We start from the raw sequence: 17240 nt of genomic DNA, 5'->3' as shown, positions 1-17240 counted from the left end.
AATTCCTCTTGTCATACTTCCTGATTCGATGTTTCCAATCATTGCTCTTTGTTCTGGCCATTTTTTGATTCAGTATTTTTGCTCGCCAATCTTAATGGTATCAAAATGTTTAACTTTATAGATAGTCAAAGTAGCAAGTCCAATTGAATCTGGGATAAATGTATATTGACAACGATTTCCTAAGTCATACGAATTCATTATCTTACCATTATCTGTTCTAAGAAATATGGATTCGCATTTTTCATTCTCTACAATAATCTTTAATTTATTTTCAATCTTAGGATATGCATAATTTAATCTCGTGTTTTCAATCGCAATAATTTAGACGTTTGTTTTGCTTGTTTTTATTATGCAAAGCAATATAATAATGTATCGCATATTCATTTGTCAATTTTTGAAATAGCCAATAACTCATATATAACGGCCATATCAAGGCACAAGTCTGTCTACCTGCATTGAGATTTGTTTAATAAGAGGTGTACATATCTATTCCAAAAATAATTAACTTTACTTACATAGTATGAAAGGATCGGTAATTATTTGTTTGTGCTTCGTGCCAATATTAGGAAAAATTTCAGCAGCCTTGCGGCTGCCGTTCCCTTTTCTGCAGTTACTTTCCGATACAAATTGTTAAGTTAAAATGTAAAGCCTTATCAATAAGGCGTTTCAGGGGTTGCGTATTTATTTGGGCAACAACTGGGCAACAAAACCCACTAAAACAAGTGCAAGTACAGCACAAAGAAAAGAAAATATTTAGTTTAGTGTAGAGTGTGTTTGTCCTTATCATAAGCAAAAGGCGAAGATAAGTTTTTACACTATCTTAATTGACTAACAACTGCTTCCAATTGTAAGCCCATATACTGGCAGAACTCTTCAACGGTAACAACTTGGTGTTGCTCTTTGTTGAAGTACTCTTTAATCCTCTTAATAAGGTATCTACCATATCTGTCGCTTTTGCCTGTGATTATCTGAATGTCTTTCGGATAAATACACAGTCTGTTCATCATTACAATACTTATTTCATACACTATCCATACTTCGGATAGGATGTATCTATTGCAAAGATATTACTTATTTATGAGCGGTAAAAGTGTGTTTGTTGGAATAATGTGGTAATAACGGAAATAGCGGAAGGGCAGGTTTGTAATGGCTTATATAGTGGTTTAGTTTTGTATCAAATTGATTTATTAACGCATTAAATATTTAATACAATGGCACAACAAAAAGGCATTATAAAATTGGATGGCACTATCGGTGGTATCACTTTTTACAAATCTAAAGACGGTTATTTGGCTCGTGAAAAAGGCGGTGTATCTGCTGACCGTATTGCCAATGATCCAAACTTTCAACGTACTCGTGAAAATGGTGCAGAATTTGGCAGAGCCGGTAAGGCTGGGAAAATTTTGCGTACTTCTTTAAGAGCATTGCTTCAAAATGCGTCTGATAGCAGAATGGTTAGTCGCTTAACGCAAAAAATGATTAAGGTTATTCAGATGGATGCGGTTAATCCTCGTGGTGAAAGAAATGTAATTGATGGTGAAGCTGAATTGTTGTTGGGCTTTGAGTTCAATATTAACGGCAAGTTAGGGACTACCATTTATGCACCATATACAAGCAATATTGACCGTCCTACTGGTGTTTTGGGTGTAGATATTCCTTCTTATATTCCTTCCAATATGATTGCTGCACCTGGTGGTACTACACACTACAAAATTATTTCTGCTGGTGTGGATGTTGATTTTGAAAATGAAACTTATGTTATTGATAGTAATGCATCTGCGATACTTCCTTGGGATGCTGTTGCTACTACTGCATTAACGCTTACCAATACCGTTACCGCTGCAAGTACACATCCTCTTTTCCTTGCATTGGGTATTGAATTTTATCAAGAAGTAAACGGCACAATGTACCCACTGAAAAACGGGTCATACAATGCACTTTCTTTGGTAGCAGTTAGTGGTATGTAATTTCATAAATATTCTTTCTTATCGGTTAAATAGAAGCCCTGCCCTTGTGGTGGGGCTTCTTGTTTTAAAGCAATAGCAAAGCCCTAAAAGGGCAATGCTGAAAGCTCACGAACACCTGATGGATAGCACCAAACGAAACAACCACAAGGAAGCTGATAAACCTTGATGCCAAAAACTGGCTGATGGGCTAACCGAGACCTGCGGATGTAACGCTGATAAGCAAAAGGTGAAAGCTGCAAGTGCTGATGAAGAACCTGCGGAGTAAAAGGACAAATGCCTAACTGCTGCCTGCTGAAATACGTGGATGATTTTGCATAATGAAATAAGTGATATGCTTCTCACAGCAAGGGGATAAAAAACCAAAAGGAAACGGAATAAATGATAGCCTTGTGCGGTGGGTCTGTGTTTATGCCGTAGTCTTTTGGTTTTTTAGTGTTGGCTTTGTGCGTCTGCCCCCCTTGCTATTTTTGCATATAAATTTTTATGGTGCAAAAGCATTTCCCAGGTTATGGCAGCCAATACGGCTACCTTTTAAAATGCCTGTACATCATTGCTTTTTTTACATCGGCTAAGAGTGCTAATGTTTCGTACATCTGCTTTTCTTTTCGTTCTATCAGCTTTACTTTATGAACATCTTGCACAAAGGCATATTTATTTTTGCTGACTGCTTCGGCTTGTGCCTTAATGGTGCTTTTAAAATCACTTATTCGGATAAATGGAATAACTGAACCAGTAAGGAACTGATGAAAATGCTTTGCCTTCCATAAGCCGAAAGAAAGGGTTTTGTAAAAATCCATATCATCTGAATTTTTGCAGGAAATTACAAAGCAATTGGGGCAAGGTTTTTCAAGTGGTTTGCCACTATTTAAACCTTTGCATAAAATGTAAACATCAAAATCGCTTGTTTGATTTTTTGGATTGAATGTGTGAATTTTTGGACTGTGCATAATACTTGCTTTTAAGTTTGTATCTGCTTTTGCCCTTGCCTGTGCTGTGCTTCGCTTACGCTCCGCAACACATATATAATTTGACAAAGAAAAAAAACCAGAAAAAAAAAAAGAAAGCATTCTGATAGGTGGCGTGGCTAAAAAACCAAAAGGAAACGGAATAAGTCCCGAAGGGTGAAAGGCAAATACCAATAAAAAATAAAAGATTATTTGCCTTTCATTATGCCGTAGTCTTTTGGTTTTTTTATCAGCGTGGGCTTGTGTGAGCCACCTAATTTTGCTGCACTTTTTATTTTTATTTTTTTATCCTCTTTTCAAAACTGTATTCAGGATTTCAATAAAAATTCCACTGATAAAAACCGATTGGCTTAAATCAAAATCAATAATCAAAAAACGAAATGTCTTTAGTGCGTTGGATTGGGGCTATATGTCGCAGAAAAATAAAGCATACCATACTGTGGTAGCGTAGGGAAAAAAGCAAGTGTATGACTGAATGGAATGTTGCAAAAAGTGCGGAGGTGCTTGGAGTGGCTTGTAGCTTTTGCTTGTGTGTGATAGCGTTTTTGTAAATTATTTCAACACAAAAACATTGTAGCGTAGGCAAAGCAAAAGCCAAGACACGGAAAGCAAAGGGTTGGTTTTGCAATATGGAATGAGGGAATACTCTTGCTGTGCGGTGCAAAATAAATGGTGAAATGAATGGAAGTGTAATGTAGTGGAAGGTAGTGTAGCGAAGCGAAACGCTGTAACGAAATGGAACTGGAATGAATGAACCTTTTATTGCACATTGCCATCAACAACTAATGCTTTATTTTTTTCTGCACCGCTGAAAAGGGTGGTTGGGGTGTGTGGCTTTGGGGGGCTGTGCGGTGGGAGAAAAGACGGCTTCCATTTTATCAAAATGGCTATGGTATTGGCTATTTAACATAATGTTATTATGTGACAGCCTGTGCGGTTGGATGCTTGCATAAGCGATGGCAAAAGGCTGTGCGTAGCGAACACATAATGCCACATTATGTTATTTAGCTTCAGGCAGTTTTTATACTGGCATAAGCGGAACGGTGGTGGTGGTTGGAGTGTAGCGTTTTTTTGTTGCTATGCTGTGTGTTGGCTTGGCTCTTTGGCTGTGGAGCAAAGCGTAACAGGCAATGTGCCAAATGCTTGGGGAGCATAGCCACAAAAAATATGACAGTTAAAAACTGACTGCAATACCATAGAGTGCTTTGAAGCGTTTGCCTTGTGTGTTGGCAAAGCACTAAGCCGTCTTTTCTGTGCGGTGGGTCGGGGGGAAATTTAGTTTTGTATGTATTTTTAGCTATTAATAAATGAATTTATATTGATGAGAACGTTGCTCGCCACATCGGAAATAATTTTTTACATAAACTGATTTAGTAATAATTGAATCAACAGCGATAAACTTGTAAAATAGTCATACCCTTTTCATAATTTATAAAGTTTTCAATTTTCACTTTGTATTTATTTGTTTCAAGGAACACAATCCATTTTTGTATGATAATTGCTTCATCATCTCTTTTTGAATCATCTAGAAAAATCGTAAATCTATCCGAGAAGTATTCATGCAGTATAGGGATTGCAGGATAACGTGCTAATTCTTGCGTTATCCTAGGTGGGCCATCGACAATTAACATATCAATTTTATTTGAAAACTTTAGTTCATTTATATCATACCATTTCCATTTTTGCTCTAAGTTATCGTATTCTATGAGAGGAGAATGCTTCACCACAGATTTCATTTCTAATTCGTTTATGCCCATATTTTCACTTGTAATATTTGCATAAGTAATATCGTGTTCTAAGGAGATTGATTCACCGTAATTATTTAGTTTTAAAGCTAATCCTATTATTACTGATGACACACCGCTGCCTGCTTCCAAAACAAAAAGAGGTTTTTCTTTTAGAATCAACTCAACAATCTTTGCAAGAAAATCCGGGGACCCAGCCCAGCCTCTAGTAGCAGGTAAAAACTTCAGATTAGGCAAAGAATTATAAATAAAGAGTAGTGATTCAAGCTGCAAAAAATGATTTTCAAACCCTTCTTGTATTTTGGAAACTAATTCGTTTAACTCCAAATTAATTGGAGCTTTGGTTTTGATGTTTGCCGCATTTGCTTGATTTTGTGAAAGTGTATCTAACTTTTGTAAAATTGATTGTATGTCCAATTCATTTAACTTCTGATTTATTGCTTCTAATTTATTTTCCAATTTAATTATACTATTCGACTGCCTAGTGATAATAGCCAAGTTTCTTGGTATGAAAAATATATTTTTCAGAATTTCTATTAATTTGTTTACAACTTTCATTTGAACGACTATTTTTTAACTTCAACAATATAATCTGAACACTTTGAACACAAATTGTAGTTCTTCCTCAACCCTTTTCTCAGGTCACTAATTTGCTTTTGTCTAATATCCCCATACCATATATCAATTATATTATCCTTATTAATGTCGCCTATCTTATGTATTGCATAATAATCTAAGCAACATATTACAACAGAGCCGTCATATCTAATGTCAATTTTATTTTCAATTTTAGAGCAAGCAGCAGTAAGAGGTAATGACAAAGTTTCTTCTTTATGAGAAACATAACCAGCTCTATTTCCAAAATTATCCCCGCCTTTGATAATGTAAAATTCCCAATTATGGTCACGTAACTTGAGTTCTTCCAAGAAGTAATTACATTTTTCTTGAAACTCTTCTTCGGTTTTCCAGTCATAAATTGAAAGGGCAAACTCCTTTATATTGTATGTTTTCAAGCGTTCAACAATGTGCTTTTTTAAAAAATCTCCATTAGTTACTAAGTAATTATTTAAACCTAATTCTTTGCACTTCTCAAAAAATGAAAATATTCGATTATCTGTAAAAACTTCATTAAAAAAATGAAAAGCAATACGACCATTATACTTGATTGCTGCCAGTTCATATAGCACTTTATGAACCAATTCTTCAGGCATGCGGACCTTTTCTCGATTGTCCAGTGTTCTGGTACAAAATGAACATGATCTATTACAGTATGAGTTAATCTCTATGGAGATTTTTTCAAAAATGGGATATGGAATATTGTCTTTCATTTCAATTAAGTTTAGATTTGAATTTTTCCAACGTGTCAAAATAAGTTATGTACTTTCTTGGTATTTCAAAAGCTGATGTTGCATTATTTGCATAACCATTAATGCATGTCAAGGCATTAGTAAAACCAGTTTGAGAAAGTATATCGATAACATCACTATTGTAATCCCCGTGTGGAAAAGAGAACGAATTGATTTTATTGCCTATAACTTGCTCTAGTGTATCCTTACTTTTTTTAACTTCAGTAATCGCTTTGTCATTATCTACCTGAGCCAACTTAACATGATTCATTGTATGAGCACCAATTTCAACACCCAGTTGATTTAGTTCTAAAAGCATACTTTGTGAAAGAATTTTAAGACTTTTATATTCATGACCGTTTATTATGGCATGTTTACCCAAAAATCCGGCTAATGGATATATTGTTGAAGGGAAATTGAATTTTTCTAAAACTGGAAAAGTGACATCATAAAACTTTTCACAGCCATCATCAAACGTTAAAACAACATAATTTGCATCGATATTATTTATTTTTAAAATCATATCCATTGCTTCATTTAAGGATATCACTTTGTAATTAGAATTTTTAAGAAAAAACATTTGATTAGAAAATTCTTTAACGCTGCAAAAACAATTAGGATTTGTTTTAGAATCAGGAGCATCACCAATTTGATGATATAATAGTATGTTTATGTTTGTGCTATTTGAGTTTATCATCTAAATAGATTTATAGTCGTTGTTAAGTTTAAGTAAGGCATTTATCGAGTTCTTAACACCGTCAAAGTTTAATTCAATTTTAGTTGATTTTATATCCTCAATCATTCTTACTATAATATTTGACAAGCTCTCTTTGTCCAGATCCTCTGGTTTTAATATGGACAAGCTGCCGTATTTTTCAAATAGTGTAATTCTTAAATCCTGCTCTTTATTAACTCCAGAAAATCCTCTTTGGTAGACTAACATTGTTTTTTTTGCAGCTATTGACTCAATTATGGAATTGTAGCCACCGAGTGAAATAACTAGGGAAGCAGTTGATAGATATTTTAAATATTCATTGCCATCAAAACAATGAATATTTATATCCAACGAAGCAATAGAATAAACCTTGTCTTTTAAACTACTGAAATCTTTTTGAAACGCACCGGAAAAAAGTACGAGCTTGTGTTTTATCTTTTCCTTAATTAATAAATGACTATCAATTATGGCATCCAGTAATTCATTGCCAAGACGACCAGCAGCAACCGATACCAGGACAAGAGGGTAATCAGCTGAAATTTCCTTGTTTGGTATTTCTCTTACAATATAGCCTGTATGAAAAATTGGGACTGCTACTTTTGCAACTTTCGAAAAACTAAATGTTAAATCTGCCATTCTTTCATCACCATGAACAAGGATTAAGTCATACCATTTATTTATCAGTTCAGATATATACTCATCTTTTTCTCCTCCTCCATTTGATTCTATAATGTCCCGAACGCTTGATACTACTTTGGATAATGGATTAGATTTTTTTACTTCTTTAATCAGTTCAATCACTTCGTTTTCGAAAAGTAAACCAAAGGGGAAATGCTCCGTAATTAGAATGTCAGGTATAACATTCAATACCGTTTCTTGAATAATATTTTTGCGAAGAATAAAACATTCCTCAATGGTAAATGATGAATCTACTGATAATAAGAAGTCTGAATTTTCCTCTTTATATATAGCTGGTAATTGTATGTATTTCACTGTTTCTGGCAAGTCGAAATTGGGTACACTTTCGCCACCATTGATGATGTATACTTCAAAATATTTACTTAAACCACTTGCCAGTTCAAGTGCTCTAACGAAATGCCCTATGCCATAAACATATTGACAGTGAAGAATAATTTTCGGTTTAATATATATTTTTGAACCCATAAACAGTTTTAATAAAAGGTATTATAATTTACTACCCCCTTGATTATATCGTTGTTGAAAAAGTCTTTAATCACCTTTGAAGCATAAGGTGCTTGGGTATCTGGCCCTATATATCCAGCGACATGAGGAGTAACTTTTATATTGGGATATTTATTAAATGGATGGTTCAATGGTATAGGTTCCACTTCTAAAACATCAAGGCATGCACCTGATAGCTTTTTGTTTTCTAAAGCAAGAATAAGATCAGACTCTACCAGATGGCCACCCCTGCCAACATTAATTAAAAAAGATGCGTCAGGTAAAAAATTGAAAAGGTGTGTGTTTAAAATCCCTTTTGTTTCACTCGTTAATGGCAATTGACATACTAAAACATTGCATTTCTTTGCAAAATTGCAAAGTTCAGCCTCTCCAATAAATACATCATCAATTACTCTTTCCTTCTTTGTGCTAACCCAACCAGATACCTCAAAGCCGAAATTTATAAGTTTAGTTGCACTTGCAGAACCTAATAGCCCCAAGCCCAAAATCCCTACCCTAATTTTATTTTGATGAATTGTTTTAAATATTTCTGGCTGGTCTTCAGTAATATTTACAATATTGGTATTAGGGAAGTATTTTTCTAAAATTTGCTCAACAACGTAATTTGAAACACGATTTATCAAATAGTCATCAACGAGTCTAACAAGAGGTACTACAGGGGAAAGATATGGAGAGTCAATAATGTGTTCTACTCCGCTACCACAGGAGAGTATCAATTTCAAATTAGGCAAACTTTTTAGGAATGGCGGTATATTAAGCCAAATAATTACAACTTCTATTTCAGATAATTCTACTTCCTTTATTGAAGTTACTACATTGAAATCAGCAAAAGTTCCTTTTAAATAATTACGAAACTCCTCAGCACCTTTTACATCAGATTGAATTAGTATTGTTTTCATTTGCAGCATGCTTTTACAAGACCAAAATTCGATTTGACTATATTATTTTCGCCCCTTTTTCTTAAAATATTAGAAGAATAAATCCCACTCATAATTTGCACTGGAATAAGATGGTCTTCAATCTGAGAAGTGATTGAATCCTTGGTTCTTGATCCTGCTAAATAGTCTGCAAATTCTTCCACAACTTTAAATTTCACCCATTCCATCGTAATCATCGATTTATCTTCAGAGTTCTGGCAATCTAGAATATCTCTAAGATTATAAACTTGGGGTTGCTTTGAAGTAGTAGCTACTAAAGGATTCTGGAAAATATAAATCTCGAAGTGATTTTTACCACCTAAATAATCTTCTACTCCGTTTATTTCATCATGTTTATCGCAGGCCTGATAAGCGTGGATTTGTATATTTTGAAATGGGCCTTGTTGGATATTGTAACTTTCGTGTTTAATTCGCCCATTCCCTTTATACAAATCATCCCCAGGTTTAAGCCATGTTCTCCCTGCAAAACCATTGTGTATAAGATTCACATTAAAATTAGCAATCGGTTCTTCATTCTTCTTTAACGTAATAATTGATGAAAGATCAATTTCCCCAAAGTCACTGCATATTTGTTTAAGCTGTTCATCATTCAGTTGATTTACTAAATTATATTTTTCGCCAAAAATGTTTAAGTAATCGTTTTCATTAAATTGAGTAAAAAAGCCATTGGGTTGAATCAAAGAACTAACAATTTCCATTGTGTCAGCGAATTTTTCATGAACATTTGCTGCTTTATAAAACTGGTATATTGTATCAAAAATATGATATCCACTGTGTGAAGCTTTGCCGTAACCTGAACAATATGGGTGATATACTTGGGAAACTATTTCATTTGGCAATCGCCATTGGCCATCAGAATGATAAGCTTGAATAAAAGTAATAGGACAGTTAGTTTTTTCACCAACCTCACGAATTTTGTCAATGACAAACTGAAATCCTTTATGAAATCTGCGATGTGAATTAATCATAAATACAGTTTATTTTTCAAACTGTAATTTTTTGTATTTATCTAGTAAGATAAAATAATCATCCAGTATCCCTTCCGCATTTGAAAGGTCACTTATAGCGTTTACCCTGGTTGTTATTGGTTTATCCATAAGAATATTTAAACCATTTTGTAATGCCCATTCGGCATAAGCTTTATGTACTAGTGGTTCAGTGGCTATTATTACACCAGATATTTCTTTTTCTCGAACAAAATTTGAAAGTCTCTTTGCTAATTCAGCAGGCATAAAATCTGTAAATGGTTGAATTAACCATAACTCAGTTTGTTCAAAATTTTTTGCAGCCTTAAGAACTTCCGAACCTTGGCTTTCTAAGTCAATTATTAATTCTAATTTAATATTGCTGATTCTATGCAAAGCAGGAAGGTAAACCCGCCTGGCATGTGGGCCACAACCAATTAATATAATATTTGATTTTTTATTGATTGCCATTTTTATATTGTTTGAAGATATTTTTTAGTAATTGCTACATTAACCGGAAGTTGTTTTATAGCATTAATTAAAAGCGGGTTTATTTTCCTTTCCTCTAATGCTTGAATAATAAAGGCTATATGCAGGTCAATCTCTTCGTCCTTTTCTACCCTAATCCTAATATCGGTTTTGCCCAAGCTATCACAGAGAAAAAGTATACCAATTTCTTCCTTGAAATCATGAAATTTGGATGCAATATCTAAACATACCTTTTCGCATTCTTTACTTTCAGAGAAGCTTATTGAATAACCATGTGACGCTCTTCTTGCTGCATCACGAGATTTACCTAACTCAAAATGCAACCCTGCAATACGCCCTATATAAGCTATCTGAGGAATGGTTAAACCAAAGGAGTTTTTTAGTAATTTATGAATGAAGGAGTCTTCATAAATAATTAAATTTTCAGAAATTGCTTCATGGCCATAAAAATTATGCTCGAATTTGCCACCTTCACTTTTGAAGTTTCTTGCAAATTTTCCAATATCATGCAAAATAATGCCAATTTTAATTAAGTCATATTTCGCTATATTATCAATTTTTACAGCTAGTTTACTTTTGATTTTATCTTCAACTTGCCAATCGATAAAATACTCGGATATAGTAGTTATGTATGCATCTAATACAACTTTTGTGTGCGTAATTATACCAAATTGATGCCAGTTACTTACATGTTCATTTGGATCATCAGGATTTACTTGGAAATTTTCATTCTCAGGCCTAGTCTCGATTATCTGTCTGGCAATATCTACCAGCATATCTAAAAGGTTATTAGAAATGACATTTATGTCCTGAGGATGTAAACCTTCGTTATTCAATTTCATGTTATTAAACTATTTAGTTTTTATCAATAAGGCATTTCACCGCCAATCGTTACACGCTTTAAAACCCTTCTAATACTGGAATCAAATGACGGTCTGTAATGTATCGTAGACCGATTGTCCCAGAATACCAAATCACCATTATGCCAATGATGTTCGTATTTGTAACTAAGGTTAATTATATGGTCATTCAATTTTGAAAACAATTCATTTCCAACTTTATAAGGAACACCAACAAAATCTAACTCATATGCAATATTCAAGTAAAGAATTTTTTCTTTAGTAAGAGGATGCGTTCTAACCAAAGGATGAGGGAAGGTATCCCCCGGAGGAATATCAATGTTTCTATCAACATATTTCGCTGAAACAGAACCAAATGGTCTATAAAAAGGATTATACGTAATTGAATTTATTTCTTCAATAATCGATTTGGTTTCAGAATCAAGCATATTGTATGCCTGTACCATATCGAACCATACAGTTGGTGCAGAATTTAGATGAATATCCAATGCGTATAGCAAAGATGCTGATGATGGACATTTTAACCACTGGTGATCTGAATGCGGCAGTACTTCTTGATGCCCCAAATATGAATTAGAATATTCATGTGCTTGATTTCCAACTATCACAATCGGATTACTAGAATCCTTGCTGCCTAATACAGGAAATTTATTATCAGGTACAAATGGAGGTCCAAAACGAAAAGCAAAATCACTTAATTGTTCATCAGTTAAGTGTTGGTCTTTAAAGACGACAACTTTATACTTACTAAGTAAATCCTGAATTTGAATTATTAAAGTAGCAGATAAATCGCTAGCTAAATTTATTTTATCAATTGTTACACCTATACCATTTTTATTTGGGGATATATTATGATTCATGATAGGGTTTCTGTTTTATTATATTTTTTGTTCATTCGGGTAATAGTGTTAAAAATTTCGACTCTGAATGATTTTGGTGAAAGTATTTCAAGACCGTCTCCATATGACAGAAGAAGTTGCTTCAATTCATGGTTAGGGATAACTTCTATTTGAATAATAAGACCTTTGTCATTTGACTCAATCTTCTTTTGCGAACCGTGCAGCGGTTTGGTCAATATGTAGGGAGCAATTTCGTTATCCAGTTGCATCTTTATTTTAATCGGTTTACTATTTGCTTGAAAACTAACTCCAACAATGTCTTCAAAGTATTCCTTGAAATTTGTGCCAGTATTTTTCTTGAATTTAGTTGAATCAGGTTTAATGTTTTTAATTCTGTCTAATGGTAAATTATAGAGTAGTTTGTCTGTATTGTTAAGGCCAAATAGAAACCATCTTTTATTGAATTGTTTCAAACAATAGGGATGAATTTTTAACAATTTAGGATTTGTGTCTTTGAATGATTGGTATTCAATTACAAGAGTTGTTTCCTTTATAATGCTTTTATAAAGCATTGGTAAATGCTCTAAACCTATGAGAAATTCATTTTGGTCAAAGCTTATCACTTCAATTGTTTCATCTTGCTGAAATAGCGATTGTAGTTTAGGAACCAATTCGTTAATCCATTCAAACTGAGGAAGCCCTCTGAAACGCAATAGAACCATCAATGCAGCATTAATAGCATCTAATTCTTCATCACTTATCTTTTGATTTTTGATGCTGAAGTTATCTTCACTATAGCGATATTTTACCTTTTTACCATCTTTAATTCTTTCTAATGGAATTGACCAACCTGCTTCACTTTCCATAAATTTGATGTCATCAAAAAGTTGCCTTCTTTCTATTTTAGAACCGGAACCATTGAAGTCTTCCAATGCCTTATTCACTTCATCCAGTAAATCCTCGATAAAATAAATTTTGTACTTGTTGCTAAAGCATTTATCAAGTATCTGGTATCTTAGATAAGCGTTTTTATTGATACTCATAAATCCGCTTGGTTAAAGGTTAAAGCATCCATGCCAAATTCATCAATTGCTATTGTATTATATTTTGAATCATCTATTTTCAGAATTATTTTTCATTATTTGAACTATCAATCAAACATTGGCAGGATGTACATTTGAGGTAATTTAGTTTTTCAATGTGGAATGAATGTAGTTTTTCACCACAATTGAAACAGTTCAAATAATCGTCCTTTAGCCGAATCGCATTCAATTCTATTTCCTCAAGCAAATCAGAAATTGCTTTTAAGATGTTATCCTGGTCAGGTCTGCATTTGGATTTAAATACTGAGTCGTTCTCAATAGCTTTTTTTACTTCTTCAAATGATAGTTTTGTTTTGGGGAATGAATGAAACTTGTAACTATAGCTGATAAAATCTATGAATTGAGTTGGTATATATTTTATATAATCTTTTAGAAGGTGTTTAAATTCATACTCGTTGAAGATATTATCTAAATATGCCATCAAAAGGAACTTTCTGACCAAAGTACCTAAGCGTTCAATACTATCAGGGTCTAATGGATTTATTTGAATTAGCTTTGAATTACCTATTATTGTTTGCTCAGCAAAATACAAGACGAAAGTATTCTTGCTTTTTAGTGATGAGTAAAGATTATCATCAACAATAGGTTCATTGCCAATAATGACAATTTTGATTTGGTAATTACCAATCGTAAGTAGAAAAGCTCCTTTGTCTGTTTCTATGAAATTTACTTTGCTTAAAAGCAAATGTTGACCACTTAGATTTTTATAATTCCCATTAAGTTCGTATTCCAAATTGTTTTTTAAGATATATGTAAATAGACTTTTACCATAAGCTCTAAGTCCTTTAAAAACATCTTGTTCAAATTTGATTTTTTCCGAATCGCTTTTTTCTGGCTTCACCTTCTCAAGTTCAATCCATAAAGATTTTATATACCTGTAATGTTTGTGATTTACTAATACATTCGTATTGCGAAGCGAAATAGATTGTGTGGCTCGTTTGTTTACCAAGTCGAAAAGGTCACTTTTGCGAAGTAGCAAAAGCCTTTTATTGATTTGATTCAAAGTTTCCTCTGTTTCAGTTAATGTTGATCCATCTTTGCTTTTGCCATGAAAATGGTCATCTTCATAAACAGCACCAATCAAACTCAGATTTCTATTTATCTTTTTATACCATCCCTTTTGGTCGTTTCTGTTTTTAAGTAGTTTTTCATATTCAGATAGAAAAGATTTGATATCCTGGATTTCCTTCATCCTTGAATTAAGATAAACCAAGCATCTTTCAAGAAAAGCAACCGTCAGTTGATTTTCATAAATATCAAAATTCAACTCCAATTCTTCATTAAGAATTCTGCTTGGTTTAAAACTTACAATGCTTTTATGAATCCAATCTTCTGTATGTGACGCCAGGTATTGATAACTTTTAGAAGGTATCCTCTTTGCTCTGGATACATTCACTTTCTCTATCTCTCTTTCAAGCAAATAATGCGGCACTCTGAATATCTCTTCGAGGTGAAAAACCTTTTCATAAAGTTGTTTTTCAAACTCATTTAATCCTAATTTATTTTTGATTCTACGGATTAATGGTATTACATTAAAATTATCATTTCCTGCTTTGTCTATGTCAATTGAAATATCAATGAATATTTCCTGTATGCTTTTATTTTTCGCTAAAAGTAATTCCTGGCTGATTGCTTTATTTGTTTGAAAGTTTGAATAAGTAATATCCTTAAAACCTCCGTCATTATCCATAATACAATATCTACCAAAATCAATTTGATTTGGCAGGTCTTTTTCCAAGACAATTTTATCTATATATCTGTCATATAGATTCATTACTTCTTACTTATTTCTGTTGTTAATAACTCAATTGCAAAACTTGGCTGAAGCTTAAATGAAGTATTAAATAGTTTTACATAATCATCCTTGAATTTTGTCATGTTTGCTTTATCTAAATCGTATCTATTTTTCAAGGACCTAAAAAGACGGCTTGATATTAAATGGTCAATTGCTTTTGCAACATCTTTTTCTTTTTCCTTACCTGATTCAACAAAAACGCTAATAAACTTCTCTGCCTGAAATTCAAGACGATTTCCAATCCCGATTCCTTTATCCATTAAGAGCAATTTCATATCATCTGAATTTATGAAAGTATGGAACTTATTGAATGAGTCTTTCTGCTTTTGCTCAGCCTCTTCGAATTTTTTGTTCAGCCAACTGTATTTTACATTGAAGCTACCATCAGTTGTTTTAAAGTCTTTTTTATCTGGATGGTTCTTTGGCATTTCCATCAAATTGGAACGGTCATAGGTTTTAGGTGCAAACTCTAAAGTAGTTTCATCATGATTTGCAGTTCCAATAAATCTTACATTTTCCGGAATCTTGAGTTTACCTCCTTTAATTAGTGCCGGTAAAACTTCATTAGGCGTGTTTGTAAGACCAATATAACGTTCAGATGGAGATTGTTCTAACAGTGATAGGAAATCAGCAAAATAGTGCTCAGGCCTTGAAAGATTCATTTCATCGAGGATGATCAGGAATAAGGTGTCAGCATATTTTGGCTGATTAGCTGTGTATAGAGCTTTAAAGAAATCGGTCTCTTTGTATTTGTGCTCAAAAGAATTGTAATAGCCCATCAAGTCCATGTTGTCTCTCCAACCTGATTGAACAGCACATATCCTGTAGGGAGCTTTATTTTGGTTGTCATCATCTACACCTACATAATATCCGTCAGAAACCAAAGCCTTCGCAAACTCTCTTGGCAAGCTTGTTTTTCCTGTTCCGCTTATTCCTTGCAAAATACTAATTGGTGACATGTGCAAACCCGCAAGAAATATTCTGATTGTTTCTAGTGAATAATAAAATGGTTTATCCGACTTGAATGCCATCCATTGCTGAACATAGCTGGATAGGTCAACCAAATTAGCAGGAGCATCCTTTTTGTTTTGAAGATGATTGAAACCAAGGTTTCTGGCATCAGAATCGCAATTTTTGGCAAATTCAAAGGCATCCGCCTTTTTAGTCGATTCGCCTTTAAGTTGATCAATGGTTACTGATAAGTCGTCAATGGTCTTTTTCAATGAAGCTTCCCGAACTTTTGCACTTTCTATTTGATTCTTGTAAGCGTTAATTTCTATAACATAAGAATCCATATTGCTTAAAATACGTTTGAGTTCAAGTAATTCCCCTTCATTAATCTTTGATTGATACTCTGTTACTTTTGCCTGAAGCTCCTCAATTTTTGCTTGTTTAGTATCTAATTCAAATTGTTCTGGTCTTTCATTTATTTCCTTTTTCAGATTTTCCAATTCTTTAGTCAGAAAAGAATGTTGCATTAAAATTTCTTGTGGCTCTGTTGATTCAAAGGCATTTTGCAAGTCTTCAAAAAGCTGTTTTAAATTCGCATTCTCCTGCTCAATTGTATTTGCTTTACGCTGTAATCTTTCTAGTTCTGCGGTTTTTATTGTTAACTGCTCAGAATACTTGGTTTCAAACTCATCCTGCAAATCATCTTTGAAAATTTGTTTTTCAACTTCAAACTTTTTCTTTTCTCTTTTAAGTTCTGCCTGTTGCTTTTCAAAATCAGCATTAAGACTGATATGTTCTGAAAAATCCTCAATATTTTTCTTATGAAACGCAGACAGTTCCTTCAATAAATTTTCAGTATCAGTAAACACCTTTTGTTCGGTGTCTTTAATTGTATCAAGAAGCCTTCTAATAACAGAAGTATATTCGCCATTGTCAAGAGCAAATTCCCTTTCTGTAAGCTCTTTGTCCTTTTTGTTATAGTCTTCTAGCTTCTTCTTTAAATCAGCTTTTATACCATCGGCTTCCTTTTTTGAAGATTCTAACTCTTCTTTTAATTTACTTGTCTTATCTTTTTCATCCTTAGTTGACACCAATAGAGATTCGAGGCGTTTATTGATATCTTTTACAAAGGTCCAATATTTTGACAAGTCATCCTTTGTTTCAGATTCTTTCAATTTAGACTCAGATTCAGGAGTTAATTGTTCAACTGGATCTACAGATTGAAGTTCCTCTTGCTTAAACTCAATCTCAATTTTCTGCTCATCTGTAAGCATTGGTTTTACAGGTGCTGTAGGAGTTTGTTTAGCTGGTTGGTTATTTTGCGGAATATTCTTATTCCTATTTTTATTCTTTCCCATA

Annotated in this window: 15 protein-coding genes; 1 reads left to right on the top strand and 14 read right to left on the bottom strand. The window is 33.4% G+C overall.

The annotated features are described in order from the left end of the window. Positions 1 to 815 precede the first annotated feature (815 nt). Entirely contained in the window at positions 816 to 1004 is a 189-nt protein-coding gene (locus tag IPJ83_16280) for a hypothetical protein (GenBank protein MBK7882091.1), read from the bottom strand. Between the two features lie 207 nt (positions 1005 to 1211). Here IPJ83_16280 and IPJ83_16275 point away from each other — a divergent pair, with 207 nt between their 5' ends. Continuing rightward, entirely contained in the window at positions 1212 to 1967 is a 756-nt protein-coding gene (locus IPJ83_16275) for a hypothetical protein (protein ID MBK7882090.1), read from the top strand. A 524-nt stretch (positions 1968 to 2491) separates the two neighbouring features. On the opposite strand, the gene IPJ83_16270 is transcribed toward IPJ83_16275, so the two are convergent. The 13 genes from IPJ83_16270 to IPJ83_16210 all read right to left on the bottom strand — a co-directional run bounded on the left by IPJ83_16270 (position 2492) and on the right by IPJ83_16210 (position 17239). Further along, entirely contained in the window at positions 2492 to 2914 is a 423-nt protein-coding gene (locus tag IPJ83_16270; protein MBK7882089.1) for a hypothetical protein, read from the bottom strand. Positions 2915 to 4317: 1403 nt separating this feature from the next. Then, positions 4318 to 5235: a class I SAM-dependent methyltransferase gene (locus tag IPJ83_16265; protein MBK7882088.1), complete on the bottom strand. Its 918-nt coding sequence runs from the start codon at positions 5233 to 5235 to the stop codon at positions 4318 to 4320. Between the two features lie 8 nt (positions 5236 to 5243). Further along, positions 5244 to 6005, bottom strand: a complete 762-nt coding sequence (locus IPJ83_16260; GenBank protein ID MBK7882087.1) for an SPASM domain-containing protein — start codon at positions 6003 to 6005, stop codon at positions 5244 to 5246. A gap of 1 nt (position 6006) precedes the next feature. Beyond that, entirely contained in the window at positions 6007 to 6720 is a 714-nt protein-coding gene (locus tag IPJ83_16255; protein MBK7882086.1) for a polysaccharide deacetylase family protein, read from the bottom strand. Then, the gene (locus tag IPJ83_16250; protein MBK7882085.1) at positions 6721 to 7902 is read right to left on the bottom strand and encodes a hypothetical protein; all 1182 of its coding nucleotides are present in this window, start codon (positions 7900 to 7902) and stop codon (positions 6721 to 6723) included. Between the two features lie 8 nt (positions 7903 to 7910). After that, a complete protein-coding gene (locus IPJ83_16245) occupies positions 7911 to 8840 on the bottom strand; it encodes a glyoxylate/hydroxypyruvate reductase A (GenBank protein ID MBK7882084.1) in 930 nt (309 codons plus the stop codon). Then, positions 8837 to 9847, bottom strand: coding sequence for a hypothetical protein (locus IPJ83_16240; GenBank protein ID MBK7882083.1), 1011 nt, complete (start codon positions 9845 to 9847; stop codon positions 8837 to 8839). Before IPJ83_16240 ends, IPJ83_16245 begins: the two co-directional genes overlap by 4 nt. A 9-nt stretch (positions 9848 to 9856) precedes the next feature. Beyond that, complete coding sequence (locus tag IPJ83_16235) at positions 9857 to 10315, bottom strand: Gfo/Idh/MocA family oxidoreductase (protein ID MBK7882082.1); 459 nt, start codon at positions 10313 to 10315, stop codon at positions 9857 to 9859. 2 nt (positions 10316 to 10317) lie between these two features. Beyond that, complete coding sequence (locus tag IPJ83_16230; protein MBK7882081.1) at positions 10318 to 11175, bottom strand: hypothetical protein; 858 nt, start codon at positions 11173 to 11175, stop codon at positions 10318 to 10320. A gap of 23 nt (positions 11176 to 11198) precedes the next feature. After that, positions 11199 to 12053, bottom strand: a complete 855-nt coding sequence (locus IPJ83_16225) for a TauD/TfdA family dioxygenase (GenBank protein ID MBK7882080.1) — start codon at positions 12051 to 12053, stop codon at positions 11199 to 11201. Then, positions 12050 to 13075: a WYL domain-containing protein gene (locus IPJ83_16220; protein ID MBK7882079.1), complete on the bottom strand. Its 1026-nt coding sequence runs from the start codon at positions 13073 to 13075 to the stop codon at positions 12050 to 12052. The genes IPJ83_16225 and IPJ83_16220 overlap by 4 nt, the downstream gene beginning before the upstream one ends. A gap of 85 nt (positions 13076 to 13160) precedes the next feature. Continuing rightward, a complete protein-coding gene (locus IPJ83_16215) occupies positions 13161 to 14909 on the bottom strand; it encodes a DUF2357 domain-containing protein (GenBank protein MBK7882078.1) in 1749 nt (582 codons plus the stop codon). Then, positions 14909 to 17239 (bottom strand): hypothetical protein, encoded by a 2331-nt coding sequence (locus IPJ83_16210; protein MBK7882077.1) that lies wholly within the window; start codon positions 17237 to 17239, stop codon positions 14909 to 14911. Before IPJ83_16210 ends, IPJ83_16215 begins: the two co-directional genes overlap by 1 nt. Position 17240: the final 1 nt, after the last annotated feature.

Source organism: Candidatus Vicinibacter proximus (assembly GCA_016713905.1).
In the GTDB taxonomy this organism is placed as follows: domain Bacteria; phylum Bacteroidota; class Bacteroidia; order Chitinophagales; family Saprospiraceae; genus Vicinibacter; species Vicinibacter proximus.
The sequence above is the reverse complement of the archived record's forward strand: the minus strand, read 5'-3'. Positions and strand labels throughout refer to the sequence as shown.